Origin of the sequence: Collinsella aerofaciens, assembly GCF_040910245.1 — a bacterium.
In the GTDB taxonomy this organism is placed as follows: Bacteria; Actinomycetota; Coriobacteriia; order Coriobacteriales; family Coriobacteriaceae; genus Collinsella.
Genome location: NZ_JBDGAY010000022.1, coordinates 16,021 through 42,144 on the forward strand (window position 1 = coordinate 16,021; position 26,124 = coordinate 42,144).

Consider the following 26,124-nt stretch of genomic DNA (forward strand, 5'->3'; position numbering starts at 1 on the left):
ACGGACGGCATACGAGATCGCCTTCTGTCTCGTGGGCTCGGAGATGTGTATAAGAGACAGTCGTTTAAGAACGTCCCCAACGACTACCAATCGTTTTCAGTTCGTTAATTTGTATATATGCATCTTATATATGCATCTGCTGGAAGTGACGCTGAGCGGTATCCTGTTAAGTCGTTAGCGTACGATTCAACAGGGAAGGCAGATTATGCATTCTCCCCAACAGTGCGATGCGCAGCGCCAGCCGGTATGCAGCCGTCGCATCTTTTTGGGTAGCGCTCTCGCTGCGAGCGCTTCCGTCGTCGCCGGCGCGCTCGCCGGCTGTCAGCGCCCGTCCACGCTCAAGGTGGTTCAGCCCACGACGGGCGGCGGTCGCGACGACCTGTCCGATTCCGTGATCGGCAAGGATAAGATCCGCATCGGCATGGAGGCGGCCTACGCCCCGTACAACTGGCAGGTTTCCGAAGCCAGTGAGTTCACCATCCCCATCGACAACGTGCAGGGCGCCTATGCCGATGGCTACGACGTGCAGATCGCCAAGATCGTCTGCAAGGCCCTCGGTGGCGAGCCCGTTGCCGTCAAGCAGAGCTTCTCGGGCCTTATCGATTCGCTCAACAACGGCCAGATCGACCTCATCATCGCCGGTATGAGCGCCACGCCCGAGCGCGAGGAGTCGGTCGGCTTCTCCGACCCGTACTTCATTGGCTACTTTGGCCTGTTCGTAAAAGAGGGTTCCCCCTACCAAAACGCCACCAAGCTTAGCGACTTTAGCGGTGCCACGGTGCTCGGCCAAAAGGACACCATGCTCGACACCGTCATCGACGAGATCCCGGGCGTTGTGCACAAGAACCCGGTCGATTCGGTTCCCACGGTGTTCTCGAACCTGCTGCAGGGCACGTGCGATGCCGTGACCTACAACACCGAGAACGAGAAGGGCTATATGGCCCAAAATCCCGGTATCGTCCCCATCCAGTTTGCCGAGGGCGAGGGCTTTAAGCAGGAGGTCGCGGCAAACGTCGGCTGCCGCAAGGGCTCGGACAAGCTGCTTAAACTCATCGACAAGACACTCAAGGGCATTAGCCAAGAGGAACGCGACCAAATGTGGGACGCGTGCCTCGATCGTCAGCCGGCATAGGGAGGCAGCATGAAAACCATCAATCGTCTGGCCTCCTTTATCAAGGCCGACCATCGCTATGTATATCTGGGCACGAGTGTTATCGCGGCGCTCGGCCTGGCGTTTAGCCAACGTAACCCCACGCCGCTGAGCTTCTTGGCGCCCACCAGCATTTTCCAGGACTGCCTTTGGGCGATTCTTTGGGCCTGGCTCGTCGTATCGGCGGCGGCGCTGGCCACCAAACTCATGCACTGGAGCGACTATCGCGAAACGTCGCCGTTTGCTTCCGAGCGCTTCCGTCGCGGCGCGCGCCTGGGCAGCTATGTCGTGGTCGCCATCGCGGCGATCTTCTTTATCGACCGTTGCGTCATGTCGTTTATCGACCTGGTGCAGGTGAGCATTGTCTCGGACTCCAACCCCAGCGACTTTTTGTCGAGCCTGGTCTACATGACCTACAAGAGCGGCGACTTCTTTATCCGCGGCATCGAGATCACCATCGCACTTGCGACCTTCGGTACCGTCATCGCCTTTTTCCTGGCGCTGCTCTTTGTGTTCCTGCGTATTCAGACGTTCGACCGCGTGGATAACGATCTCACGCGCTTCTTTAAGAGCATCGGCCGCGGCTTTGCGACCGTCTACTCTACCATCGTGCGCGGCACGCCCATGATGGTTCAGGGCCTGCTCATCTATTACGCAGGTTTCACCGTTTTGCGCGGCATGGGCTTCGAGACCGCCCAGGCCAACCAGATTTGGAGTACCTTCACCGCCGGCCTCGTCACCATCTCGCTCAACTCCACCGCCTACATGATGGAGGTCCTGCGCGGCGGCATCGAGTCCATCGATCCCGGCCAGGCCGAGGCGGCGCGCTCGCTGGGCCTGTCGCAGTGGCAGGCTATGCGCAAGGTCGTGTTCCCCCAGGGTATTAAAAACGCGATTCCCGCACTCACCAACGAGCTCATCATCAACATCAAGGACTCGTCGGTGCTCTCGGTCATCGGCGTGTTCGACCTCATGTACGCCACCACCACCGTCGCCGGCGTGTACTACCGCCAGATGGAGGTCTACTGCGTGGCGCTCGTGGTCTACCTGATCCTGACGCTCGTGGCGAGCCGCCTGCTCGAAGCCTTTGGCAAAAAACTCGGCGCCGAGGCCCCGGCAACGCTGCCCAGCTCCAACTAGGCTCAAGACGAGGAGAATCATCATGGCAGATACCGCCACTACCGGCACCGCGGCCGCCGCACAAACTAAAGAGCCGCTCATCCGCGTCGAGGGCCTGCGCAAGAGCTTCGGCTCGCTCGAGGTACTCAAGGGCATCGACCTGTCCGTCAATCCCGGCGAGGTCGTCACCATTATCGGCGCCTCGGGTTCGGGCAAGTCGACCTTCCTGCGCTGCCTCAACCTGCTCGAGACCCCGGACGCGGGCCACATCTGGTTCCACGGCCAGGACCTCACGGCCGAGCGCTGCAACATCAACAAGCTGCGCGAGGACATCGGCATGGTGTTCCAGGGCTTTAACCTGTTCAACAACATGGACGTGCTCGACAACTGCACGCTTGCGCCCGTCACGCTCAAAAAGATGAGCAAGGCCGAGGCCGAGAAGGTCGCGATGGAGCATTTGACGAGCGTGGGGCTCGAAAAGTTTGCGCATGCCGCCGTGGGTCGCCTGTCCGGTGGCCAAAAGCAGCGCGTGGCCATCGCGCGCGCCCTGTGCATGAATCCGCAGATCATGCTGTTCGACGAGCCGACCTCCGCACTCGACCCCGAGATCGTGGGCGAGGTGCTCGAGGTCATGCGCAAGCTCGCGGCCGACGGCATGACCATGGTCGTCGTCACGCACGAGATGGCCTTTGCCCGAACCGTGTCCGACCGCGTGGTCTTTATGGACAAGGGCGTGGTGCTCGAGGACGCCGCGCCGGCCGAGCTCTTCGGCAACCCCAAACACCAGCGCACTCGCGAGTTCCTCTCTCGTTATCTCGAGGACAAATAACCGACCGCAAACGCTTATGTGGCAGGGCCGCTCCGGTGGGGCGGCCCTCGTCATCACAATCGAAAGGATGTCATGGCCGAGGTTTGGCGCTTCTTTGCGCATGAGGACGATTTTGCCGATTTGGACGAGGCTGGCGCGTGCGAACGCCTGGGCCGCGTGCTGTCGTTTCCGACCGTCTCGAGCATGGATGCCGAGGCGGTGAACTGGCAGTCGTTCGACGACCTGCGCGCCTATATGCAGCAGGCGTGGCCGCGCGTGTTTGCGGCGGGCGAGGTCGAGCTTGTCGACCATTCGCTGTTGGTGACGCTTGCCGGCAGCAATTCGGCTCTTAACCCCGTCATGCTCATGGGTCACATGGACGTGGTCCCCGTGGTGCCGGGTACCGAGGCCGACTGGACGCATGCCCCCTTTAGCGGGCACGTGGACGACACCTACATCTGGGGCCGCGGCGCGATTGACATGAAGGACCAGGTCGCAGGTATTCTCGAGGCTGTCGAGTATGCGCTGGCGCACGGTTGGCAGCACGAGCGCACGCTGCTCCTGGCCTTTGGCCAGGACGAGGAAACCACGCAGTACGGCGCAGGCGCCATCGGCCACGCGCTCGAGGAGCGCGGTGTTGAGCTCGAGTTCCTGATCGACGAGGGCGACTACCGCATCGTTTCGGCTGCCGAGTACAGCGCGGGCGAGGGTTGGCTCATGCACGCCGACCTCTCGGAGAAGGGCTATGCCGATATCGTGCTCAAGACGAAGAGTAAGGGTGGACATTCTTCTAACCCCTACGGCGGCACGTCGCTCGAGGTGCTCAGCCGTGCCATCACCGCAATCTGCGATATCGAGTGGCCGACGCGCGTGACCGACTTGCTTGCCGCCCAACTCGTCGAGTTGGGGCTCTACACGGCCGATGAAATTGCCGCCAACGGGGGTGCCATCGTTCGCGATTGCCTTGCCAGCAAGAAGCTCTATCCGCTGGTGACGACCACCTGCGCGCCCACGCAAATCGAGGGTGGCAGCACCGGCGCCAACGTAATGCCGCAGGATATGTGGGCCAACATTAACTTCCGCATGCTCGAGGGCACGAGCGTGGCCGACGTTGTGGCGCGCTGCCGCGAGGCAATTGCCGCAACGGACCTTGCCGGTCGTGTCGAAGTGGAGCTGGGCCCCGGCAGCTCCGAACCCTCGCCGTCCCCGCGCATCGGTGGTCCCGGCCTCGAGGCGGTTCGCTCCGTCGCCGCCCGCTATTTCCGTAATCCAAAGGGGACGGAGGAAAACGGATCATTCGAGCCGGTGGCAATTGTGCCCTCGACCGTGATCGGTGCGACCGACGCTGCCAACTACCAGCACATTTGCCCTGAATGCATTCGCTTCTCGGCCTTTGTGGTTGATGACGACGAGTGTGATCGCGGCGTCCACGGCACCAACGAGCGCATCACCCGCCGCGCCTACCTCCAAGGCATCCGCTTCCTCGTCGCTCTGCTTCAGACGCTCTAGCCAAAAAGCAAGCCCTTGGTGCAATGGGGTCAGGTTTGTTTGCACCAATCATTCCGTGCGGGTTATATGCAGGTTTGCCTGCGCACGCTATCATGTATGGGTTAGACCGCAACTATGTACCCCATACGCGAAGGGATGCGCATGTATCTGAAGATCGACATGTTCTAGCCGGGCTTACCCCCGCAGCGGCGCCGTGCGCCCCATCAATTCTGCCGATTTTCACCTTCACGCATATAAAGGAGTCCCGCCATGCGCGACAAGCTCGAAAAGATCATCAAGGCCTACGAGGAACTCGAGAAGAAGCTCTCCGACCCGGCCGTCGCCTCCGATATTAAGGAGTTCACGCGTCTCAACAAGGAGTACGCGCACCAGTCCGACCTCATCGCCGCCTCGCGTGAGTACATCGGCGCGCTCGATGACATCGAGGCCGCCAAGGAAATGCTCCACGATACCACCGATGCCGATGAGAAAGAGATGCTCCAGATGGACATCTCCGAAAACGAGGCCAAGCTTCCCCAGCTCGAGGAAGACATTAAGTACATGCTCATCCCGAGCGACCCCAACGATGACAAGAACACCATCGTCGAGATTCGCTCCGCCGCCGGTGGCGACGAGGCGGCCATCTTCGCCGGCGACCTGTACAAGATGTACCAGCGCTTCTGCGAGTCGCGCGGCTGGAAGACCACCGTGCTCGACTCCAGCCCCAGCGAGGCCGGCGGCTTTAAGTCCATCGAGTTCAAGGTCGAGGGCGACCGCGTCTACTCCGTCATGAAGTACGAGTCCGGCGTGCATCGCGTCCAGCGCGTCCCCAAGACCGAGTCCCAGGGTCGCATCCAGACCTCCACGGCAACCGTCGCCGTGCTTCCCGAGGCCGAGGAGATTGACGTTCAGATCAACCAGTCCGACCTGCGCATCGATACCTACTGTGCCTCCGGCCCTGGCGGTCAGTGCGTTAACACCACCTACTCCGCCGTGCGCATCACCCACCTGCCCACCAATACCGTGGTGCAGTCGCAGGAGCAGCGTTCCCAGATCCAGAACCGCGAGGTCTGCATGCAGATGCTGCGTGCCCGTCTGTACGAGATGGAGCTCGAGAAACAGCAGGCCGAGCTCGGCGCCGAGCGCCAGAGCCAGATTGGTCACGGCAACCGTTCCGAGAAGATTCGTACTTACAACCAGCCTCAGGACCGCGTGACCGACCACCGTATCGGTTTCAACTCCACCTACAACGGCGTCCTTCTGGGCGATCAACTCGGTACCGTCATCGAGGCACTTGCCGCCGCCGAGCGAGCCGAGAAGCTGGCACAAGCAGTTTAAGTTACGGCGTTTTACCAAACGCCGTAACTGATCGACGCTTCAAACGCCCCTAAGCGGCAATCTGACGTTCAATCGTCGGTCGCGTACCGAAGTACGCTTCCCTCCTCTTTCACGTCACCTTGCTCGCTTAGGGGCGTTTTCGCTGACTTATGCTCAACCTGCGGGACCTTGATGCAGTCATTGGGGACGTTCTTAAATGACTAGGTTGGGCACATTGCTTTGAGATGTTATTCAATAAGCTGTGATGGCCTTTGAGCTGCTTACCTGCTTAAAGCAATTAACGGTGTGCATCTGCTATTGGAAATATTGCCCGAAAAATCGTCCAAGAAGTCGCGGGACGATTTTTGACGCGTCGCGCGTCAAGTGATTTGGCAAGTTCTTGGTTAGATTTTGGTCAGGTTAGGGGCAACCTTGCCAAAAGCTTGACGGATGCAGATTTAGACGTCGGCGAATGAACGCTTCGATTGCAATCCAAGCAAAATTCTGGGCTGATTCTCGATAATCGCTCTCAATCGTCCCTTGTCGTGCGTCGCCCTCGCGTACAATCTGCTCCGACATTCGCGCGCCGCCCGGCGCTTAAGAGGGGAGGACCCCATGGCAAACGAGATCTGGACCATCAAGCGTTGTCTCGAGTGGACCAAGGAGTACCTGGCCGAGCGCGGTGAGGAGCATCCCCGTCTTTCTGCCGAGTGGCTGCTGTGCGCGGCCACGGGCCTGGCGCGTATCGACTTGTATATGCGCATGGACGAGACGCTCGACGCAGCGCAGCTCGAGACCATGCATGCGGCCGTCGTTCGTCGCGCCAAAGGCGAACCGCTGCAGTACATCACCGGTAGCACGCAGTTTCGCATGATCGACGTCGCGTGCGCCCCCGGCGTGCTCATTCCGCGTCCCGAGACCGAGATGCTCGTCGAGGAAGTTCTGAACTATCTGGATGCCGAGGTGCTGAGCCCCGAGGCCGCCGCCCGTCAGCGTGTTGAGCTGCCTTGGAACGATGAGGTCGAGGAGGCACGCAAGGCCGAGGCCGCGCTGGCCGACGAGCGCACGACCGCCGAGCGTCGTGCCGCCAACCTGACGGCCGCCGATGAGGCTGCGCTGGGTAGCGACGTGCTCGGTAGCCGCGCCTATGCCGAGGAACTGGCCGACCGCGAGGCCGAGGAAGCCGCGCAGGCAGCAGAAGCCGAAGCCGCGGAAACCCCCGAGCCCGAGCTCGACGAATACGGCATCGCCATTGAGGGTGCCGACCAGGAGACGGCTTCAGCTCAGGATGCCGCTGCGCCTGCCCCAACCGAGCCCTGCACTGCCCGCGTTCTCGAGGTCGGCTGCGGCACGGGCTGCATTTCGCTCTCCCTTGCCTGGGAGCGCCGCGGCCACGTCACCTGCACTGCTACCGATATCGAGCCGCGCGCCATCGACCTTGCTACCAAAAACCGCGACGCCCTCGGCCTCACGGCAGATGAGGTTGCCTTTAGCCTCACCAACCTGGTGAGTTCCATTCCCCGCGAAGAGTGGGGCACCTTTGATGTGCTCGTCTCCAACCCGCCCTACATCCCCACCGATGTCATGCGCTCGCTGCCGCACGAGGTCAAGGACTTTGAGCCCGATCTGGCGCTCGAGGGCGGTGCCGACGGCCTCGATATCTTCCGCCGCCTGCTCAACGCGGCGCCCTACATGTTGCGCGCCGGCGGCCTCTTTGCCTGCGAGCTCTACGAGGGCGCCCTCGATGCCGCGGCCGAGCTCTGTCGCCAGGCAGGCCTTTCGGACGTGCGTATCGTCCACGACCTCACCGATCGCCCCCGCATCGTCCGAGCCATCGTCACCGAGCCCAAACAGCGCCAGTAATATTTATTAACTGGTTAGCAAAAATTATAAAGTAGTTTATAATTAGGACGGCTGAAAGAGGTCGGCCCATGCAACCTCCTACCTTTCGGGAAATCATTGCCCTACTCAAGCACGATGGATTCGTGAAGGTCGCGCAAGTCGGTAGTCATGCTAAGTATGTTTCTGGCGACCGTGCTGTCACCGTGAACGGCTCTGGTGGTGATCGACCAAAGAAGGGCACGTGGGCAAGTATTCGTCGCCAAGCTGGATGGTAGTTGGAGGCAAAATGAGGCAGCGATTTACCTATGACTGCGTTCTCATAAAAGAAGACGACGGTTACTGCGCCAGCTTCCCGCAGATTCCCGGCGCTTTTGCCGATGGCGATACGCGCGAAGAAGCGATTGCCCATGCCACCGAGGCGCTGATGGCGTTTTTGGCCGACGACCTCAACAACGGTTTGACTCCAGCAGGGTACGAACGCTCGGCCGAGGTCGTGGCCCTTTCAGTCGAAATCGACCACGAGGACGCTCGGGAAGCGGCGTGCCGAACATTTAAAGACGCAGCGCTGGACCTCAAAGTCTCCGCTCCGCGGATTACCGCGCTGGTCAAAGCCGGAAAGCTCGATGTTGAACTCGTCGATGGCCGTCGGATGATCACGATAGACAGCATCGAGCGTTACGCCGCTCAAGAACGTCACGCCGGAAGACCAAAGAAGTTCGTAGCCGTCCAATAACCCCCTCACTTTCACCGACTACTAGAGCCGCTCACCAAACCAACATGCGCTCTGGGCAAATAGGTTGAACGTTTCGTGCGAGAATGCCCCACAGTAAACAAACTTGCACCAGAGCGTAAGGGGCTGGCATACACATGCAGACGGTCTATCGGGTATACGAGGGAGCGCGCGAGCCGCATCGGCTTGCAGTCGAGCGCACGGCCGAGCTACTCGGTCGCGGCGGCCTGGCGCTTATTCCAACCGAGACGGTCTACGGTGTCGCCGTGGCGGTCAACGCCTTCTCGGATGCCGTTCCACAAGATACAAGTGAACCTCTGCCGTGGCCGCGCGATCCGCAGGCCACCGTCAACGGCGCCGCGGTCCCCGCACTCGGCACCGGCTATCGTCGTATCTTTACCCTCAAGCAGCGCGAGCTCACCCAAACGGTTGCCTGGCTGGTCGATGATGCCGAGGCGCTCGATCGCTATGGCGTGGATATCCCTAATGAGGCCCGCGTGCTCGCCCGACGATGCTGGCCGGGCGCCCTGACTATCGTGGTCAAGGCGGCCCCCTGCGTGCCGACCTTTATGCGCGCCGCCGACGACACGGTGGCACTTCGCGCTTCGGCCTCGCCCGTGGTGCAGGCGCTCATCCGCGCCTGCGGCAGCCCTCTTGCCTGCACCAGCGCCAACACGCATGGCGCGCCCGCGCCGGCAAGTTTTGTCACGGTGGAGGAGCGCATCCTGGAGGGGGTCGATGTGGCCGTCGACGCCGGTGAGACCCCGTGTCGCGACGCCTCAACCATCGTGTCGTTTCAGCACGGCGAGCTCCAGATCCTGCGCCAAGGCGCGCTTCCCGCATCAGAGATCGAGCGGGTCCTGTCCGACCCGATGCAATAGAAAGGTGTAAGCGATGTCGTTGAATCTAGGTAGCCTGGGTATGGAAGACGCCTCGTTTAGCTTTGGCGGTTCCTACATCATGGCGCTCGACTGCGGCACTACCTCGGTACTCGCGACTATCGTCGACGAGTACGGCTGCATCGTCGCCCAGGCGCGTCGTAGCGTCAAAACCAGCTTCCCGCGCCCCGGCTGGGTGGAGCAGGATCCCACGGAGGTGCTTGCCAGTCAGATCGGCGTGATGATGGAGGTCCAGTTTAAGAGCGGCATCCATTCTGACCGCATCGCCGCCATCGGTATCTCCAACCAGCGCGAGACCACGGTGGTGTGGGACCGCATAAGCGGCCAACCCATCTATAACGCCATCGTGTGGCAATGCCGTCGCACTGCACCTCTGATCGACGAACTGGTCGAGCAGGGCGCAGAAGAACTGGTGCGCTCCCGCACGGGACTCACGCTCGATCCGTATTTCTCGGCTTCCAAGGTGCAGTGGATCCTCGACAACGTCGACGGTGCGCGTGAGAGCGCGGCGGCGGGCGACCTCATGTTCGGCACCATCGACACCTGGCTCATCTACAACCTCACCGGCGGTCAGGTCTTTGCCACCGACTACACCAATGCCAGCCGCACCGCGCTCTTTAATATCCATGCGCTCGATTGGGACGACGATCTGCTGGCGCTTTTCGACGTCCCGCGCTCCATGATGCCCGAGGTTCGTTGGAGCTCGGGCGACTACGGCCGCGTCGCGAGCGACATCATGACCAACATGCCACCCATCATGGGCGTGGCGGGCGACCAGCAGGCGTCGCTGTTCGGCCACTGCTGCTTCCATCCCGGCCAGACCAAAAACACCTATGGCACGGGTTGCTTTATGCTCATGAACACCGGCGACGAGATCGTCGAATCCAAGAACGGTCTGGTCTCCACGATCGGTATCGCCGCGGACGGCAAGATCAGCTATGCGCTCGAGGGCTCTATCTTTGCCGCCGGCTCAACCATGAATTGGCTGCGCAACAACATGGGCATCATCTCGAGCGTGAGCGAGTCCGCGCAACTCGCCGTTTCGATCAACGACAACGAGGGCTGCTACTTCGTCCCCGCCTTCGCAGGCCTGGGCGCTCCCTGGTGGGACCCGCATGCTCGCGGTATCGTGTGCGGCCTGACCGGCGCCTCGAGTCGCGCGACCATTGTGCGTGCGGCCTGCGAGTCCATGGCCTACCAGAGTTATGACGTGCTACGCGCCATGGAGCAGGACGTGGGACTTTCGATTGAGCGCCTGTCCGTCGATGGCGGCGCCTCGCGCAACGAGTTCATCATGCAATTCCAGGCTGATCTGCTGGATATCCCCGTGCTGCAGTGCGAGACGGTGGAGACCACGGCGATCGGCGCCGCGTACTTGGCGGGCCTTGCTGTCGGCTATTGGGAGGATTTGGAGGAGCTGGAGCAAAACGCTCAGATCGTCAAAGTCTTCCATCCTCACATGTCCGTCGAGCGCCGTGAGAGCAACCTCGCTGGTTGGCGTGATGCCGTCAAGCGTTCGCTCAACACCGCTCAGTAGGGTTGCGACGAGCTGCTCGATACAACAAACCGTTAAACTTATGCACGGCGCGAGGCAACAATGTCGCCATGCGTCTTGTCAGCAAGGCCATCTTCCGGCCGCAACGAAAGGGGCAATCAACCCATGACCGTCACCTACGATACGTCCCGCGTGACGCTTGTCGACCATCCGCTCGTCCAGCACAAGCTGTCGATCCTGCGCGACAAGAGCACCGGCACCAACCAGTTCCGCCAGCTCGTGCGCGAGCTTGCGCTCTTTGACGGCTACGAGGCCATGCGCGACCTGCCCATGGAAGACGTCGAGGTCGAGACCCCCATCACCACTGCCACGTTTAAGCAGCTTGCCGGCAAGAAGCTCGCCATCGTTCCTATCCTGCGCGCGGGCCTCGGCATGGTCGATGGCATCCTCGACTTGGTACCCTCCGCTCGTGTGGGCCACATCGGTATGGAGCGCGACGAGGTCACCCACGAGCCGCATGAGTATTACTGCAAGATGCCCAAGGATATCGATCAGCGCATCTGCCTGGTTGTCGACCCCATGCTCGCCACGGGCGGTTCGGCCGAGATGGCCATCAGCTACCTGCGCGAGCGCGGTGTCAAGGATATCCGCATGCTGTGCATCGTCGCCGCGCCCGAGGGTCTCAAGTCGCTGACCGAGAAGGACCCCGATGTGCATATTTATACGTGCGCCATCGATGACCATCTCAACGAGGCCGCCTATATCGTTCCCGGCCTGGGCGACGCCGGCGACCGCATCTACGGTACGCTCTAGTCGTTGGGCCTTGTCGGCTACGGTCACAAATACGAAGAAATGGTGCGCGCGGGCGAGCAAAAGTCGTCCACGCGCGCTTCTGTTAACTGACGTTTTGCCCTGAGGGGTTCGAAAAAACGTATTACCGTACCTGCGGCATAAAGAAGGCCTTAAGAAAACGTACAGGTGCGTATTAACCGTTTGTTTTACGGTTGTACTTTAGCGATTGGCTCGTACAATAGTCACCAATGTTTGGCTGGGACTGTGCTGTGAGGCGTTAAAAAGGAAAGCGAGGAAGCCAGTGTTTCAGATAGCCGATCTGCTCGCTATCGTTGCAGGCGCCATCGCGGGCGCAATTGCCTTCCTTCCCTTTGTTTTTACGCTCAAGCCGGTTCTTGACGATAAACAGAATGCGGACATGCTCAAGGGCATGGTGAGTCTGGCGGTCTCGGCAGTCGCCCTGCTCGTCTTTACCTTGGTTGTGTTTGCGTTGTTCGGAGAGGCATTTCGCATGTTCCTCCTGGGCGAGGCGATCGGTTTCGTGGCTTTTATGGCCGCCTGCACGGTTCGCGTCGCCAAGGCGCTGCGGGATCCTCATGAGGTCGAAAGGTAAGTCGTGGAAATTTTTGAAAAGCTGCCTGATGAGATTAATCATCTGGTCAGCGAGTTCAGCTCCACCCCTGTCGTGGGCGATTTGAGCTGCGGCATCACGCAGTACTCGTTTTGGCTGATCGTCTCCACGATCGTGCTCCTGATCGTCCTGGCCGTGTTCAAGAAGAAGCAGACCCTGGTTCCCAAGGGCTTCTTCGTCAACGGTTTCGAGTACATCATCGAGTACGTCGAGAACGATATCGGCAAGGGCGTCGTGGGTGAGAACTGGAAGAAGCACTTCCCGTTCCTGTGCTCGCTTTTCCTGTTCATCCTGATCAATAACATGATCGGCCTGATCCCGGGAATGAAGCCCGGCACCGGCGCAATCGGCTCCACCGCCGCGCTCGCCATCTTCGCCTTCGTGTACTTCATCTACTACGGATGCAAGGCTCACGGCGTGATCGGCTACATCAAGAGCCTCGCCCCGCAGGGCGTGAGCTTCCCGATGAACGTGCTTGTGTGGGTCGTCGAGCTTTTCTCTACCTTCCTGCGCCTCATCACGCTCGCCGTCCGTCTGTTCTGCAACATGTTCGCAGGACACGTGGTCATGGGCTCGTTCGCCATCATGGCGAGCATGTTCATGCAGCCGCTGCTTCAGCAGGTTTCCGCGGCCCACGCCGTCGGCGCCCTGCCTTCGTTGGCCTGGCTTGCCATCCTCATCCTGATCTATGCGATTGAGCTCGTGGTCGGCGCCATCCAGGCTTACGTCTTCACGGTCCTTACCGCCGTGTATGTCTCCGAGGCAGAGGAGGTCGCGGAGGAGGAGTAGTAGTCTTCCGTTCGCGCCTTAAAGGTAAGGCAATTCGTTAAACCGCCGGTGCCCGTACCCATGGAGCCCGGCAGTTATAAAAAGGTTATCCTGCGTGAAATAAGACACGCACGACAAAGGAGGAATCGTGGGAGTTATCGGTTACGGTCTCGGTGTTATCGGCGCTGGTCTTGCTATCGGCCTGTCTGCTCTGGGTGCTACGGGTGCTATGGCCCGTCAGCCTGAGGTCCAGGGCCGCGTGTTCACCGTCTTCATCATGGGCTCCGCCTTCGGCGAGGCTCTGGCTCTGATCGGCTTCGTTGTCGCGCTGATCGTTAAATAGCACGGAGCGTCAAGTATGAATCTTTCATCCCAGAAGAGCGCGATCGCACTCTCCGCGTCCGCGGCCGCGCTGCTCATGCCGGTTTCCGCGTTCGCCGAGGACGGCGCTGCCGGTGCGGACATCCTCATCCCTAAGATGGCGGAGTTCATCCCGGCGCTTATCGCCTTCCTGATCATCTGGATCGTGCTGGCCAAGGTCGCCCTGCCGGGCATCATGAAAACCATGGAGGAGCGCGGCAAGAAGATCGAGGAGAGCCTCGACGAGGCCGAGAAGACCAAGCAGGAGGCTATCGCCAAGCGCGCTGAGTCCGACTCGATCGTCACCGACGCCCGTCGTCAGGCTGCCGACATCGTTCTCGAGGCCCGTAAGGACGCCGAGTCCGAGCGCGCCCGTATCATCGAGGCTGCTCACAAGGAGGCCGAGGAGATCATCGCCAAGGCCCACACGACCGTCGAGGACGAGCGCAAGTCCATCTACGCCGGTGCCGCGAGCTCCATCGCCGACCTGTCCGTTGCTGTCGCCACCAAGATCGTGGGCGAGGCACTCGAGGACGAGGGCGAGCAGAAGAAGCTCATCGAGCGCTACATCCAGGAAGCAGGTAGCCTGAATGCCGACTAGCCGCTATCAGGACAAGGTGCTCGAGACTTACGCGCGCTCCCTTTTGGAAGCCGCCAAGGCCGAGAACCATGTGTTCGAGGACCTCGAGATGATCGAGCGCCTGGCTAGCGCCAGCCCCGAGATCATCGCCGTGCTCGACACCATGTCCAAGCGCGACCAGCTCGACCTTCTTCCCAAGGTGGCAGCTGCCTTTAAGTATGTTGCCGAGGAAGACGAGGATGTAGTGGGCGTGACCGTCACCACGGCGATCCCGCTCGACGACGAGCTGCGTCAAACCATCACTAAGAAATGCGAGCAGGACTTCGGCCGCAAGGTATTCCTTATCGAGCAGGTCGACCCGTCTATCGTGGGCGGCCTGGTGCTCGAGGCCCGCGGCGAGCGTCGTGACATCTCCGTCAAGACGCAGCTGCGCATCGCGCAGGAGACCCTCGCAAACTCTGCTAATTCGTACGGAGGTGAAGCCTAATGTCCGAAACCCTCAATGCCCAGGATATCGCCAAGAAACTGCAGGAGCAGCTCACGAGCCTCTCCGCGACGGTCGATACGCATGAGGTTTCAACGGTCGACGAGGTAGGCGACGGCATCGCGCGCGTCTCCGGCCTCAAGAGCGCCATGGCAGGCGAGCTTCTGGAGTTCAAGAGCTCCGATACCGGTGAGACCGTCTTCGGCCTTGCTCAGAACCTTGACCGTGACGAGGTCGGCGCCGTTCTGTTCGGTGCCGTCGACTCCATCAAGGAAGGCGACGAGTGCCGCACCACTGGCCGCATTATGGATATCCCCGTGAGCCGCGCCATGCTCGGCCGCGTCGTCAATCCGCTCGGCCAGCCTATCGACGGCCTGGGTGACATCGTCGCCACGCATCGTCGCCCCATCGAGTTCAAGGCCCCCGGTGTCATCGACCGTACCCCGGTGTGCGAGCCGGTTCAGACCGGCCTGTTGGCCATCGACTCCATGGTGCCTATCGGCCGTGGTCAGCGTGAGCTCATCATCGGCGACCGTAAGACCGGTAAGACCGCCATCGCCATCGACGCTATCCTCAATCAGCGCGGCAAGGGCATGGTCTGCATCTATGTCGCCATCGGCCAGAAGGCCTCCACGGTTGCCAACATCCGCGAGACCCTCGCTCAGCACGGTGCGCTCGACTACACCATCATCGTTTCGGCCACCGCTGCCGATTCCGCCCCTATGCAGTACATCGCGCCTATGGCCGGTGCCGCTATCGGCGAGTTCTTTATGTACAACGGCGAGGACGGCAAGCCTGCCAGCGAGACCAACCCCGGCGGTCACGTGCTCGTCATCTACGACGACCTGTCCAAGCAGGCCGTGGCCTACCGTCAGATGTCGCTGACGCTGCATCGTCCGCCCGGACGCGAGGCCTATCCTGGCGACATCTTCTACCTGCACTCTCGTCTGCTCGAGCGTGCCGTCAAGATGTCCAAGAAGAACGGTTACGGCTCCATGACGGCTCTGCCGATCATCGAGACCCAGGACGGCGACGTCTCGGCCTACATTCCGACCAACGTTATTTCCATTACCGATGGTCAGATCTACCTGCAGTCCGAGCTCTTCTTCCAGGGTCAGCGCCCGGCAGTCGACGTGGGTATCTCCGTGTCCCGCGTCGGTGGCGATGCACAGACCAAGGCCATGAAGCAGGTCGCCGGCAACCTCCGTCTGGACCTTGCTTCGTACCAGGAGCTCGCCGGCTTTACGCAGTTCGGCTCCGACCTCGACGAGGCCACGCAAAAGCAGCTTACCCACGGCGCTCGCATGACCGAGCTCCTGAAGCAGCCGCGTTATAAACCGTTTGAGGTTGGCGAGCAGATCGTTACGCTGTTTGCTGGCAACGAGGGCTTCCTGGATGACCTGGAGATCGCCGACGTGCTGCCTTTCCGTGCCGAGCTTATCGAGTATATGGACAATGGCTTTGGCTCGCTGCTCGACAAGGTTCGCGCCAAGAAGATCGACGACGACACCAAGGCCGAGCTCTTGCGTGTCATCGGTGACTTCAAGCAGCAGTTCATGGCCAAACACCATGCCGACACGACTGGATCAGAGGAGAACTAAGCCCTATGGCCAACCTTCGCGACATTAAGAAGCGAATCTCCTCGGTTACCACGACCAAGCAGATCACGCGCACGATGGAAATGGTCTCTACGGCCAAGATCCGTCGTGCCCTCGATCGCTCCAAGCAGGCCGAGCCCTATAAGGAGGCGCTGACCGACGTCATGTTGACGGTTGCCGGCGACGCCTCCTGTTCGGGCACCGATCCCATGCTGCAGAAGCATGAGAGCGTCAAGCATGGCCTGATTGTCGTTATTGCCTCGGACCGCGGCCTTGCCGGCGGTTTCAATACGACGGTGGAGCGCACGGCCGAAAAGCTCGCCGCTTCTTGGGCGAACGACGGCATCGAGTGCGAGATCATCGCGTGCGGGCGTAAGCCGGCCACGTATTTCCGTGACCGCGCAAATGTCATCATGCACTTTGAGGGAAATTCCTCCGAGCCCGATTTCAATCAGGCTCGCATGATCTCCTCTCATATCTGCGATGCGTATCGTGCCGGTGAGCTTGACCGTGTCGAGCTTGTCTACCACCACGCCAAGAACCGCGTGGATCAGGAGCTTCGCGTCGAGCACTTGCTGCCGCTCGATCCCGAGATGATCGCTATGGCCCACGGTCCGCGTAAGAACGAGACCGACGCCCCTAAGCGCATCTCGTCGACGTTCGAGTTCGTGCCCTCTCCCGAGCATGTTCTCGGCAAGCTTGTACCGTCGTATATCCTGACGGTCATCTACCAGGCCCTGATCGATTCGGCGGCCGCCGAGCAGGGTGCGCGCCGCAAGGCCATGCACTCCGCGACGGAAAACGCCACCGCGATCATCTCGACCCTTACCCGCACGTATAGTCGCGTGCGCCAGGCTTCGATCACGACCGAGATCAACGAGATCGTCGGCGGAGCCTCAGCATTGGAGGAACAGTAATGGCTAATAACACCGTAAAGCTTGCGGTCGAGGAAGCCACCAAGAAGACGACTGCCGGTGATGGCCGCATCGTGCGTATCATCGGCCCTGTCGTCGACGTCAAGTTTGACGGCGCGGTGCCCCCGATCTACAACGCGCTCACGGTCGAGGCCGAGACCCCGATCGGTCACCTGAGCACGATCCTCGAGGTTGAGAGCCAGCTTCCGGGCGGCGTCGTCCGCACGGTCGCCATGTCCTCGACCGACGGTCTGCAGCGTGGTCTCACCGCCACCGATACCGGTGAGCCCATGAAGATGCCCGTTGGCCCCAAGACGCTCGGCCGCATTTGGAACGTCATGGGCAAGCCTGTCGACGGTAAGCCCATGCCCGAGGTGGAGGAGTTCTATCCCATCCACCACGCAGCGCCCCGCTTCGACGAGCTCACCACTAAGACCGAGATCTTCGAAACCGGCATCAAGGCCGTTGACCTGCTTGAGCCCTACATTCGTGGCGGTAAGACGGGCCTGTTCGGTGGTGCCGGCGTCGGCAAGACCGTTCTGATTCAGGAGCTCATCAACAACCTCGCCCAGGAGCATGGCGGCACTTCGGTGTTCACCGGTGTCGGCGAGCGTACTCGTGAGGGCACCGACCTGTTCCTCGAGATGAGCGAGTCTGGCGTTATCGACAAGACCTGCTTGGTCTATGGTCAGATGAACGAGCCGCCTGGAGCGCGTCTGCGCATCGGTCTGGCCGGCCTCACCACCGCTGAGTACTTCCGCGATCGTGGCCAGGACGTTCTGCTGTTCATCGACAACATCTTCCGCTTCTCCCAGGCCGGTTCCGAGGTTTCCGCACTGCTGGGTCGTATGCCGTCCGCCGTCGGTTACCAGCCTACGCTGGCTACCGAGATGGGCGACCTCCAGGAGCGCATTACCTCGACCAAGACGGGTTCCATTACCTCCGTCCAGGCTGTCTACGTCCCTGCAGACGACCTGACCGACCCGGCGCCTGCCACGACGTTTACGCACCTCGACGCCACTACGGTTCTTTCGCGTAGCATTTCGTCGCTCGGCCTGTTCCCGGCTATCGACCCGCTCGCGTCTTCCTCCGACGCTCTCGATCCCTCGATCGTCGGCGAGGAGCACTACCGTGTCGCCGTCAAGGTCCAGGAGCTCCTGCAGGAGTACTCCGACCTTCAGGACATCATCGCCATTCTGGGTATGGACGAGCTGTCCGAGGAGCAGCGCCTTACGGTCAACCGTGCCCGTAAGATCCAGCAGTTCCTCTCCCAGTCCTTCCACGTCGCCGAGAAGTTCACCGGCAACCCCGGTGTCTACGTTCGCGTCGAGGATACCGTCCGCTCCTTCGCCGAGATTGTCGACGGCAAGGCCGATGACCTGCCCGAGCAGGCATTCCGCTATGCTTCCACGATTGAGGACGTGCGCGAGCGCGCCCGCAAGATGGGGGAGAAGTAGGTTATGCGTATCCGCATCGTGTGCCCCGTGAGCTGCGCCTATGAGGGCGACGCTGCGTTTGTGTCGATTCCGTCCACGGATGGCGAGTTTGGCGTTCTGCCTGCTCACTCCAGCGAAATCTGCACAATCGACCGCGGTTACGTTCGCGTTTCCGATAAGGCCATGGGCACTGTCGACCACACGTTTGCCGTGGCCGGCGGCTATGCCCAGGTTGCGGACGATGTCGTGACCGTCCTCGCCGAGCGCGCTTGCGATTTGGCGACCGTCGACGCCGACAAGGTTAAAGCTGATATTCAAGGTTTTGAAGAGAAGCTGGGTAATTTGTCGGAGGATGATGCACGCCGCGCCTACCTCTATAATGAAATCGCATGGTGTAAGCTCAAGCTTGCCCAATAGTCAGACGTTTTAGCGTTCGACCATTTGCGAACACATCATGCCCGGGATGGCTCAGCCACCCCGGGCATGCTTTTTGAAAGGGTAGACCTTGGATATTATCCGCGTTGAGGGTGGCCACGCCATCGGAGGTTCCGTGCCTGTTTCGGGTGCCAAGAACTCCGCGCTCAAACTTATGGCGGCAACGCTTCTGGCGCCGGGCAAGACGACGCTGCAGAACGTGCCTGATATTTCCGATGTCCACGTGATGGGCAAGGTGCTCAAGGGTATGGGCGCCACGATCGATGTTCTCGACGAGCACACGCTCGAGATTGATACCTCTCAGGTCGATTCCTGGGAGGCTCCCTATGAGCTCGTTGCCAAGATGCGCGCTTCCACTGCCGTGATGGGACCCCTGCTGGGCCGTTTCCATCGCGCCAAGATCGCCATGCCCGGCGGCTGCAACCTGGGCGCTCGCAAGATCGATATGCATATCTTGGGTCTTGAGGCCTTGGGCGTTGAGTTCGATACCGCCCACGGCTATATCAACGCCAACGCGCCCCAGGGCCTGCACGGTACCACCGTCACGCTCGAGTTCGCCAGCGTCGGTGCGACCGAGAACCTCATCATGGCCTCCGTGCGCGCGCAGGGTACCACGGTTATCGATAATGCCGCCCGCGAGCCCGAGATCGTCGATCTCGCTAACATGCTCAACGAGATGGGCGCCAAGATCGTCGGCGCGGGCACACCCGTCGTGACCATCGAGGGCGTGGAAGAGCTACATCCCGTTACCCATCGCGTGGTGGGCGACCGCATCGAGGCCGGCACCTTTATCGTTGCCGGTGCGTTGATGGCAGACGACCGCGGTGTCGACGTCACGGGCTTTTGCCCCATCCACTTGGGAATGGTGCTCAAGAAGATGGAGCTCATGGGCATCGATTGCGAACGCATCGAGGATGGCGTCCACGTGAATCGCGTCGAGCACATCAAGCCGGTCGATATCCAGACGCTCCCGTTCCCCGGTTTCCCCACGGACATGCAGGCGCAGATCATGGTGCTCTCCGCCCTGGCCGACGGCAGCTCCGTTATCACCGAGAATATCTTCGAGAATCGCTTTATGTTTGCATCCGAGCTGGTGCGCATGGGCGCCGATATTCGCATCGAGAGCCACCACGCCATGATTCACGGCGTCAAGGGCTTCTCCGGCGCTCAGGTAACCTCACCGGATCTTCGTGGTGGCGCGGCACTCGTCGTCGCCGGCCTAATTGCCGACGGCACGACCGAGGTCTCGGCCATCCATCACATTAAGCGCGGCTACGAACAGTTTGTTGAAAAGCTGCAGGCGCTTGGTGCTCATGTCGAGCACGCCACTGTTCCCGATCCCGTCATCTACTAATGCAGGTTGCCTATGTTTAAGAAAAAGCCCATTACGGAATCTCGAAGACCTTCGACCGGCGCTCAGGCAAAAATCTATAGCCGCGATAACGTTGCCCGCTATTCCGAGCGCGCCCGTCAGCGTCGTCGCGGTCATACGGTTCGCCGCGTCGCGCTCATTGCTGTGCTCGGTGTGCTGTTGAGCGCTACGACTGCCGCCGGCCTGTGGTTTGCCACCATTATGGGCAAGCTCGGCGATTCCAACGTCATTACCGACAACCTGCGCCAGATCCTGGTTGATACCGACGAGGCAAAGGACCCGTTCTACGTGCTACTCCTTGGCACTGACGGTCGCCCGGGCGAGGATACATACCGCGCCGACTCGATTATCCTGGCGCGTATCGATCCCACGCAAAAGCAGGCGACGCTCATCTCCATTCCGCGCGATACCAAGGTCGTCTACAACGGCTCGACCATGAAGATCAACGCCTGCCATACCTACGGCGGCGCCGAAGCCATGGTCCAGGCGGTCAACGAGCTGTGCGGTGTCCAGATTTCCCACTATGCCGAGGTCAGCTTCGACGGCATGCAGTCGCTCATCGATTCGGTCGGCGGCATCGACATTAACGCAACCGACGATGTCGACGACCCCGAGCATCTCGACATTAAGATCACCGCCGGTCAGCAGCACATGGATGGCGCGACCGCCCTTACCTATGCCCGTTGCCGCTACATCTATGCCGATGGCGACTACACACGCATGCGCCACCAGCGTCAGGTGCTCGGCGCCCTCGCCAACCAGATCCTCAACAACTTCGATGCCACCAAGGTCTTCGACCTCGTCAATTCGCTGTCCGACATGCTCGTGACCGATATGAGCGTTCAGGACATCGTCTCTACGGTCAATGCCATGCGCGGCATGGATGTTGACGGCATCTATTCGGCCAACTTGCCTTCGTATGCCGATGCCAGCACCATGATTGATGGCGTGAGCTACGTCTTTGTCTACGAGGACGAGCTTAAGGAAATGATGGAGCGCGTCGACGCTGGTAAGGATCCCAAGGGCCCCAATACCATGGGCCAGTCCGATGGCTCCAGCTCTACGATCGGCGACCTGAACAACAACACGTCCGATGATTACGCCAACGGCACCGCAACCTCATCGGTTAGCTCTGACGATTCGGACGATTCGACTGATTCGAGCGATTCGGACTACTACGAAGAGCCCACCGGCGACGGCAACGGCTACGAAGCCAACTACTAGAGTTACGCGGGCTTACCAGCCCGCGTAACGGCTCGACGCTGCGCGCCGCCCAGAGCGACAATTTGTCATTCAAAAGGCAGGGCATGACCAGAAGGTCAATGCCCTGCCTTTTTCATGCCAACTTGTTCGCTCTGGACGTCGCTCGCTGACGTTGATTCAACCAGCGATGCCGACTACACTCCTTGCACCAAAAATCGCCCCGTTCTCGGTTGAGGACGGGGCGATTCGTCTTTTGGGCTTGTGCGGCCAGATCTATGCGAAGCGGGCGACGAGTTCCTGGAGGACGTCGGTCATCTTGACGAGCGAGCTGACCGGGACAAACTCGTTGACGCCGTGGTAGCAGTAGCCGCCCGTGGAAAGGTTGGGGCAGGGCAGGCCGCGGAACGACAGCTGCGCACCGTCGGTACCACCGCGAATCGGCAGCACCTGGGGCTCAATGCCGCAGGCAAGGTAGGCTTCCTTGGCGACATCGATAAGCTCGGGGTAGTCACGCACGATCTCGGCCATGTTGCGGTACTGCTGCTTGATCTCGACCGTCACGCGCTCTTCGCCCAGGCGCTGGTTGAGCAGTGCTGCGGCGGCATCCATCAGCTCGAGCTTCTGCTGGAACTTGGCGGCATCGTGATCACGGACGATATAGCGCGCCGTGGCATGGTCGACCGTTGCCGAGACGCCCTCAAGGTGATAGAAGCCCTCGTAGCCCTCGGTGTATTCCGGACGCTGCTCGTAGGGGAGCAGGGCATTGAAGTCGCAGAACAGATTGCCCGCGTTGACCATGCGGCCTTTGGCGTCACCGGGATGGATGGATTGGCCCTCAAAGCGAACGGTTGCCTCGGCGGCGTTAAAGCACTCCCATTCCAGCTCGCCAACGGGACCGCCGTCGACCGTGTAGGCGTACTTGCAGCCAAAGGCCTCGATGTCCAACAGCTCGGCGCCGTGACCGATCTCCTCGTCCGGGCAAAAACAAATGCCGAGTGCGGGGTGGGGCAGCGAGGGGTCCTGAGCGATACGCGCGACAAGCGCCATGATCTCGGCGACGCCGGCCTTGTCGTCAGCGCCCAGCAGTGTGGTGCCGTCACTGCAGACCAAGTCCTCACCCACAAGGTCGTTCAGGGCGGGAAGCTTGGCGGTGCTCATGGCCACAGGCTTGCCGTCAACGGTACCGCAGACCAGGTCGCCGCCTTCGTAGTGCACAATGTGCGGCTTCACACCGGCGCCCGGCGCAACCTCGGTGGTGTCGAGGTGTGCTATCAGGCCCAGGGCGGGCTTGTTCTCCGCGCCCGCGCTCGCAGGAATATGCGCGCACACGTAAGCATGCTCGGTCACATGGGCATCGGTCGCGCCGAGCTCGCGCAGCTCCTTGGCCAGGATGTTGGCAAGGTCAAACTGAACGGTGCTCGAAGGCACCTGGTCGCAGTTTGCATCCTCGGATTGCGTGTTGATTTGGACGTAGCGCAAAAAGCGCTCAAGGACGTCGGGGTTCGTGGCGTTGTTTTCCATAAAGACCGCTCCAATCTTGGTCGTCGTGTGCAACAAGAACTCTAGCACGGTATGCCACGGCATACCGCGACACTTGGATGGGGTAGAATCAGCCTTTGAACGCAGAAGGGACGGAAGGTCATGGATACGACAAATAGCTCGCGCGAGCTGCACCTAACAGTGGCGAACGAAGACTACTTGGAGTGCATGGTTCGCATCGAAAACGAAGAAGGGGAGACCAATGGCGTGCGATCGGTCGACATCGCACAGCGTCTTGGTGTCTCCAAGGCATCGGTCAATAAGGCAGTTTCGGCGCTTAAGGCGTCCGAGCTTGTCGAGCAATCGCATTACGGCAAGGTCATCCTGACCGACCGTGGTCGCGAGGTCGGCACGGCTATCTGGTACCGTCATCGCCTTATCCGCACGTTTTTGGTCCAGGAGCTCGGCGTCGATTTTGAGCGGGCCGATTCCGAGGCGTGCATGATGGAACATGCGCTTTCCGAGGACACGATGAGCCGCTGGCTCGCCTATCTCGAAAAGCAGGGAATCAGCGTCGAGGAATAGTGAAACACATATATGGATACGAGTTATTACAACCGCCCCGGCGGCGAGGAACTTATGCGCCGCATGTCGAGCGAGACACTGTTGACGCAGGGCCCCATGGGCAGCGTGCTGATGAGTGAATACGATGCCGCCGACATCCCACCGGCGTTTTGGAACCTTGCCGAGCCGCAGACTGTTTCTCGTATCCATCGCCTGTATGTCGCCGCCGGTGCGCAGGTGCTCATTACCAATACCTTTCAGGCATCAAGCTATGCCCTCAAGCAAGATCAGATTACGCCGTCCGTGGCTGAGGTCAATCGCGCTGCCGTCGACGATGCGCGCCAGGCGCACCCTCAGCTGCTGCTGGGCTCGATGGGCCCGATCGGCATTGAGTGGTTTGCCGAAGACTCTGCCGAGTATCGAGAAATCCGAGGCATTTCGCGAGAGCAGGCATACGCCCTGCTCAATGCTGGTGTTGACGGTCTGCTGATCGAGACGGTGACGTCTATCCGTAATTTGCAGCCCATGCTTGCCGGCGCCCAGGATGCCGCCGACGGCATGCCTGTTTTGGTAAGTTTTGTCGTTGACGATAAAGGCGACCTGCTAGGCGATGGCCTCAACATCGAGGCTGCTGTTTTGTACGCCGAAAAGCACGGCGCAAACTCGGTTGGCGTTAACTGCTGTTCACTTGCGGCCGCGAACGTGGCGGTGCCCAGGATGGTTGCATCGGCGACTACGCCCGTCACGGTACGCCCCAACGTGGGTGATCCGGTCCAAACACAGGATGGTCCTGTGTGGCGCGAGAACCCCGAAGCCTTCGCGCGTGCTTGCATCGAATGGAGGCATGCCGGTGCCGCAATGGTGGGCAGTTGCTGTGGAACCACGGCGATCACCACGGCGGCGATGGCCGAGGCGCTCGATATATAAAGGTCAAAACCGCTCCATACGGGGCGGTTTTTTTGCTTGCACATCGTCGGTAGCATTTGCCCAAATAGTGAATGCCGGTTTTGGCAGGTTGCTGGGCGAGCGTTGCGGGTATACCCCATGCGTACCATGATCCAAACACTGTGAGGTGTCTGCGCGTGTGCGCGATAATTCATTTTGGAACTGACGGTTGGCGCGCCCGCGTCGACGACGACTTTACCGCCGACAACGTTGCCCGCATTGCCGATGCCGTCGGCGAGTTGTGGCAAAAGACCAATCCCGGCAAAACAGTCTATATAGGGTTCGACACCCGGCCGCAGGCGCGCGAGTTCGCTGAGCTTGCGGCAGGCGTGCTTGCGGCTCACGGATTGGACGCAGTACTCGCATCTCGGCCTGTCCCGACCCCCGCCCTTACGTGGGCGGCGGCGTATGACGGCGAGGCCTGCGGTGCGCTCATGGTGACGGGGTCCCATCATCCGCAGGGGTATCTGTGCCTTAAACTACGCATGGGAGATGGCTCGACGGCCAATCAGGATGTCATCGAAGAGCTTGAAGAGACCATGGCCCCCGAGCCGATGGGGATCGAGGAAAGCTATCGCACCGCGGATATTATTCCTGACTATATGCAGGCGGTGGCGTCGTTTGTCGATGCCGAGGCCATTCGAGCCGCTCACCTGCGTGTGGTGGTTGACCCCATGGGCGGCGCGGCCCAGGGATATCTTGCCGACCTGCTGCGGGAGCTAGGCGTCGAGGTGCACGAGATTCATGCCGGAGAGTCGTCCGATCAAGAGGACATTTGCCCCGACCCTGTTGAGCCATGGGTGGACGCTTGCGAGCGTGCAGTTGTCGAGGACGGGGCGTGCGCGGGCCTGGTGACCGACGGCGATGCCGATCGTATTGGCGCGGTCGACGAACGCGGTAGATATATACATCCGCATCAAATCATGGCGCTTGTTTTGGGCGACCTCGTTCAATTCCGCAATTTGGAGGGGCGTGTCGTCGTCAATCTCTCGTGCTCGACACTCGTACGCCGCATTGCTGAGGCGCTTGGCTGTCGCGTGACCGTTAAGCCGGTCGGTTTCAAATATATAGCTGCAGAGATGAAGAAGGGCGGCGTCCTCATGGGAGGCGAGGAGGCCGGCGGCATCGGCATCGCCGCGCATATGCCCGAGCGCGATGGAATCCTTGCTTGTCTGATTCTGTGTGAGCTTATGGCAAAGACGGGCGCGCCCTTGGGCGTTTTGGTCGATCAGCTCGAGGCCAGTTTTGGTAAGACGAGCTACGGGCGTCGCGATTTGCGCCTTGAGGCCGAAGACGCCGAATCGCTGCGAACGCTGCTTCCTGGCATGAATCCCAAATCGATTTGCGGCAAGGCGCCGCAGACTGTAAGCCATATGGATGGTCTACGTTTGGCATTCGAGGATGACACCTGGCTGCTGATCCGCCCCAGCGGGACCGAACCGGTGGTTCGTGTATACGCCGAGGGGTTCTCGGTGGAGGAGCGCGATGAGTTGCTCGATGCCGGCTGTGCCTTGGCTAAGGGAGCCTATCAGCTTTAGCCATATGACGCTTCACTATAAAGAGACCCTCGGCGAGTGGTGGAGAACGGCCGGCAAACGTAAGCTGAGTATTAAAATGTGTAGGAAATGTGTACGCCCAGATTCCCGCCCGCGGGGGCCCTCCGGTCTGGCAATATATCTCCTTGCCGCGCGGCCCGGTCGAACCGGGAACCAGCG

The 26,124-nt window shown here is 60.6% G+C and carries 26 protein-coding genes; 25 read left to right on the plus strand and 1 reads right to left on the minus strand.

All coding sequences use genetic code 11. The features are described from left to right. The first annotated feature begins 205 nt into the window (after positions 1-205). The 22 genes from AB5Z20_RS07995 (at position 206) to AB5Z20_RS08100 (ending at position 21,442) form a co-directional block, all read left to right on the plus strand. On the plus strand, positions 206-1,132 hold the full coding sequence (locus AB5Z20_RS07995) for a transporter substrate-binding domain-containing protein (RefSeq protein WP_271737101.1): 927 nt from the start codon (positions 206-208) through the stop codon (positions 1,130-1,132). A 9-nt stretch (positions 1,133-1,141) separates the two neighbouring features. Then, a complete protein-coding gene (locus AB5Z20_RS08000) occupies positions 1,142-2,290 on the plus strand; it encodes an amino acid ABC transporter permease (protein WP_368156887.1) in 1,149 nt (382 codons plus the stop codon). 22 nt (positions 2,291-2,312) lie between these two features. Continuing rightward, positions 2,313-3,098: an amino acid ABC transporter ATP-binding protein gene (locus tag AB5Z20_RS08005; protein WP_368156888.1), complete on the plus strand. Its 786-nt coding sequence runs from the start codon at positions 2,313-2,315 to the stop codon at positions 3,096-3,098. Between the two features lie 72 nt (positions 3,099-3,170). Beyond that, positions 3,171-4,586 carry a M20/M25/M40 family metallo-hydrolase gene (locus AB5Z20_RS08010; protein WP_368156889.1) on the plus strand — a complete coding sequence of 472 codons (1,416 nt, stop codon included), beginning with the start codon at positions 3,171-3,173 and terminating at the stop codon, positions 4,584-4,586. Positions 4,587-4,835: 249 nt separating this feature from the next. Further along, a complete protein-coding gene (gene prfA / locus AB5Z20_RS08015; RefSeq protein WP_035138783.1) occupies positions 4,836-5,903 on the plus strand; it encodes a peptide chain release factor 1 in 1,068 nt (355 codons plus the stop codon). A gap of 594 nt (positions 5,904-6,497) precedes the next feature. Next, positions 6,498-7,745, plus strand: a complete 1,248-nt coding sequence (locus tag AB5Z20_RS08020) for a N5-glutamine methyltransferase family protein (protein WP_346965215.1) — start codon at positions 6,498-6,500, stop codon at positions 7,743-7,745. 68 nt (positions 7,746-7,813) lie between these two features. Beyond that, positions 7,814-7,999, plus strand: a complete 186-nt coding sequence (locus AB5Z20_RS08025; protein WP_368156890.1) for a type II toxin-antitoxin system HicA family toxin — start codon at positions 7,814-7,816, stop codon at positions 7,997-7,999. After that, the gene (locus tag AB5Z20_RS08030) at positions 7,966-8,457 is read left to right on the plus strand and encodes a type II toxin-antitoxin system HicB family antitoxin (RefSeq protein ID WP_128620077.1); all 492 of its coding nucleotides are present in this window, start codon (positions 7,966-7,968) and stop codon (positions 8,455-8,457) included. The genes AB5Z20_RS08025 and AB5Z20_RS08030 overlap by 34 nt, the downstream gene beginning before the upstream one ends. A 134-nt stretch (positions 8,458-8,591) precedes the next feature. Further along, a complete protein-coding gene (locus AB5Z20_RS08035; protein ID WP_195568705.1) occupies positions 8,592-9,335 on the plus strand; it encodes an L-threonylcarbamoyladenylate synthase in 744 nt (247 codons plus the stop codon). 13 nt (positions 9,336-9,348) lie between these two features. After that, positions 9,349-10,890, plus strand: coding sequence for a glycerol kinase GlpK (gene glpK / locus AB5Z20_RS08040; protein WP_368156891.1), 1,542 nt, complete (start codon positions 9,349-9,351; stop codon positions 10,888-10,890). Between the two features lie 123 nt (positions 10,891-11,013). Continuing rightward, positions 11,014-11,661 carry a uracil phosphoribosyltransferase gene (upp, locus tag AB5Z20_RS08045; RefSeq protein WP_118376863.1) on the plus strand — a complete coding sequence of 216 codons (648 nt, stop codon included), beginning with the start codon at positions 11,014-11,016 and terminating at the stop codon, positions 11,659-11,661. Between the two features lie 280 nt (positions 11,662-11,941). Next, positions 11,942-12,253 (plus strand): hypothetical protein, encoded by a 312-nt coding sequence (locus AB5Z20_RS08050; protein ID WP_118376864.1) that lies wholly within the window; start codon positions 11,942-11,944, stop codon positions 12,251-12,253. A 3-nt stretch (positions 12,254-12,256) separates the two neighbouring features. Further along, entirely contained in the window at positions 12,257-13,060 is an 804-nt protein-coding gene (gene atpB / locus AB5Z20_RS08055; RefSeq protein ID WP_022094263.1) for a F0F1 ATP synthase subunit A, read from the plus strand. Between the two features lie 127 nt (positions 13,061-13,187). Next, the gene (locus AB5Z20_RS08060) at positions 13,188-13,382 is read left to right on the plus strand and encodes an ATP synthase subunit C (RefSeq protein ID WP_022094262.1); all 195 of its coding nucleotides are present in this window, start codon (positions 13,188-13,190) and stop codon (positions 13,380-13,382) included. A 15-nt stretch (positions 13,383-13,397) separates the two neighbouring features. After that, a complete protein-coding gene (gene atpF / locus AB5Z20_RS08065) occupies positions 13,398-14,000 on the plus strand; it encodes a F0F1 ATP synthase subunit B (RefSeq protein ID WP_195192805.1) in 603 nt (200 codons plus the stop codon). Next, positions 13,990-14,466: a F0F1 ATP synthase subunit delta gene (locus tag AB5Z20_RS08070; RefSeq protein ID WP_006235713.1), complete on the plus strand. Its 477-nt coding sequence runs from the start codon at positions 13,990-13,992 to the stop codon at positions 14,464-14,466. Before atpF ends, AB5Z20_RS08070 begins: the two co-directional genes overlap by 11 nt. Next, the gene (gene atpA / locus AB5Z20_RS08075) at positions 14,466-16,064 is read left to right on the plus strand and encodes a F0F1 ATP synthase subunit alpha (RefSeq protein WP_117736599.1); all 1,599 of its coding nucleotides are present in this window, start codon (positions 14,466-14,468) and stop codon (positions 16,062-16,064) included. The genes AB5Z20_RS08070 and atpA overlap by 1 nt, the downstream gene beginning before the upstream one ends. A 5-nt stretch (positions 16,065-16,069) precedes the next feature. Then, entirely contained in the window at positions 16,070-16,978 is a 909-nt protein-coding gene (gene atpG / locus AB5Z20_RS08080) for an ATP synthase F1 subunit gamma (protein ID WP_117743860.1), read from the plus strand. After that, positions 16,978-18,432: a F0F1 ATP synthase subunit beta gene (gene atpD, locus AB5Z20_RS08085; RefSeq protein WP_195192807.1), complete on the plus strand. Its 1,455-nt coding sequence runs from the start codon at positions 16,978-16,980 to the stop codon at positions 18,430-18,432. Before atpG ends, atpD begins: the two co-directional genes overlap by 1 nt. Positions 18,433-18,435: 3 nt before the next feature. Next, the gene (gene atpC, locus AB5Z20_RS08090; RefSeq protein ID WP_117630038.1) at positions 18,436-18,828 is read left to right on the plus strand and encodes an ATP synthase F1 subunit epsilon; all 393 of its coding nucleotides are present in this window, start codon (positions 18,436-18,438) and stop codon (positions 18,826-18,828) included. Positions 18,829-18,916: 88 nt separating this feature from the next. Continuing rightward, positions 18,917-20,200, plus strand: a complete 1,284-nt coding sequence (gene murA, locus AB5Z20_RS08095) for a UDP-N-acetylglucosamine 1-carboxyvinyltransferase (RefSeq protein WP_368156892.1) — start codon at positions 18,917-18,919, stop codon at positions 20,198-20,200. 12 nt (positions 20,201-20,212) lie between these two features. After that, positions 20,213-21,442 (plus strand): LCP family protein, encoded by a 1,230-nt coding sequence (locus AB5Z20_RS08100; protein WP_161155773.1) that lies wholly within the window; start codon positions 20,213-20,215, stop codon positions 21,440-21,442. A 252-nt stretch (positions 21,443-21,694) separates the two neighbouring features. Here the strand turns inward: AB5Z20_RS08100 and pepT are convergent, their stop codons facing one another. Continuing rightward, positions 21,695-22,942, minus strand: a complete 1,248-nt coding sequence (gene pepT / locus AB5Z20_RS08105; protein WP_368156893.1) for a peptidase T — start codon at positions 22,940-22,942, stop codon at positions 21,695-21,697. Between the two features lie 120 nt (positions 22,943-23,062). On the opposite strand from pepT, the gene AB5Z20_RS08110 reads away from it, so the two are divergent. The 3 genes from AB5Z20_RS08110 to AB5Z20_RS08120 all read left to right on the plus strand — a co-directional run bounded on the left by AB5Z20_RS08110 (position 23,063) and on the right by AB5Z20_RS08120 (position 25,947). Next, complete coding sequence (locus AB5Z20_RS08110) at positions 23,063-23,485, plus strand: metal-dependent transcriptional regulator (protein ID WP_260699628.1); 423 nt, start codon at positions 23,063-23,065, stop codon at positions 23,483-23,485. Between the two features lie 12 nt (positions 23,486-23,497). Then, positions 23,498-24,391 carry a homocysteine S-methyltransferase family protein gene (locus AB5Z20_RS08115; protein ID WP_260699629.1) on the plus strand — a complete coding sequence of 298 codons (894 nt, stop codon included), beginning with the start codon at positions 23,498-23,500 and terminating at the stop codon, positions 24,389-24,391. A 155-nt stretch (positions 24,392-24,546) separates the two neighbouring features. Further along, the gene (locus AB5Z20_RS08120; protein WP_368156894.1) at positions 24,547-25,947 is read left to right on the plus strand and encodes a phosphoglucomutase/phosphomannomutase family protein; all 1,401 of its coding nucleotides are present in this window, start codon (positions 24,547-24,549) and stop codon (positions 25,945-25,947) included. Positions 25,948-26,124: the final 177 nt, after the last annotated feature.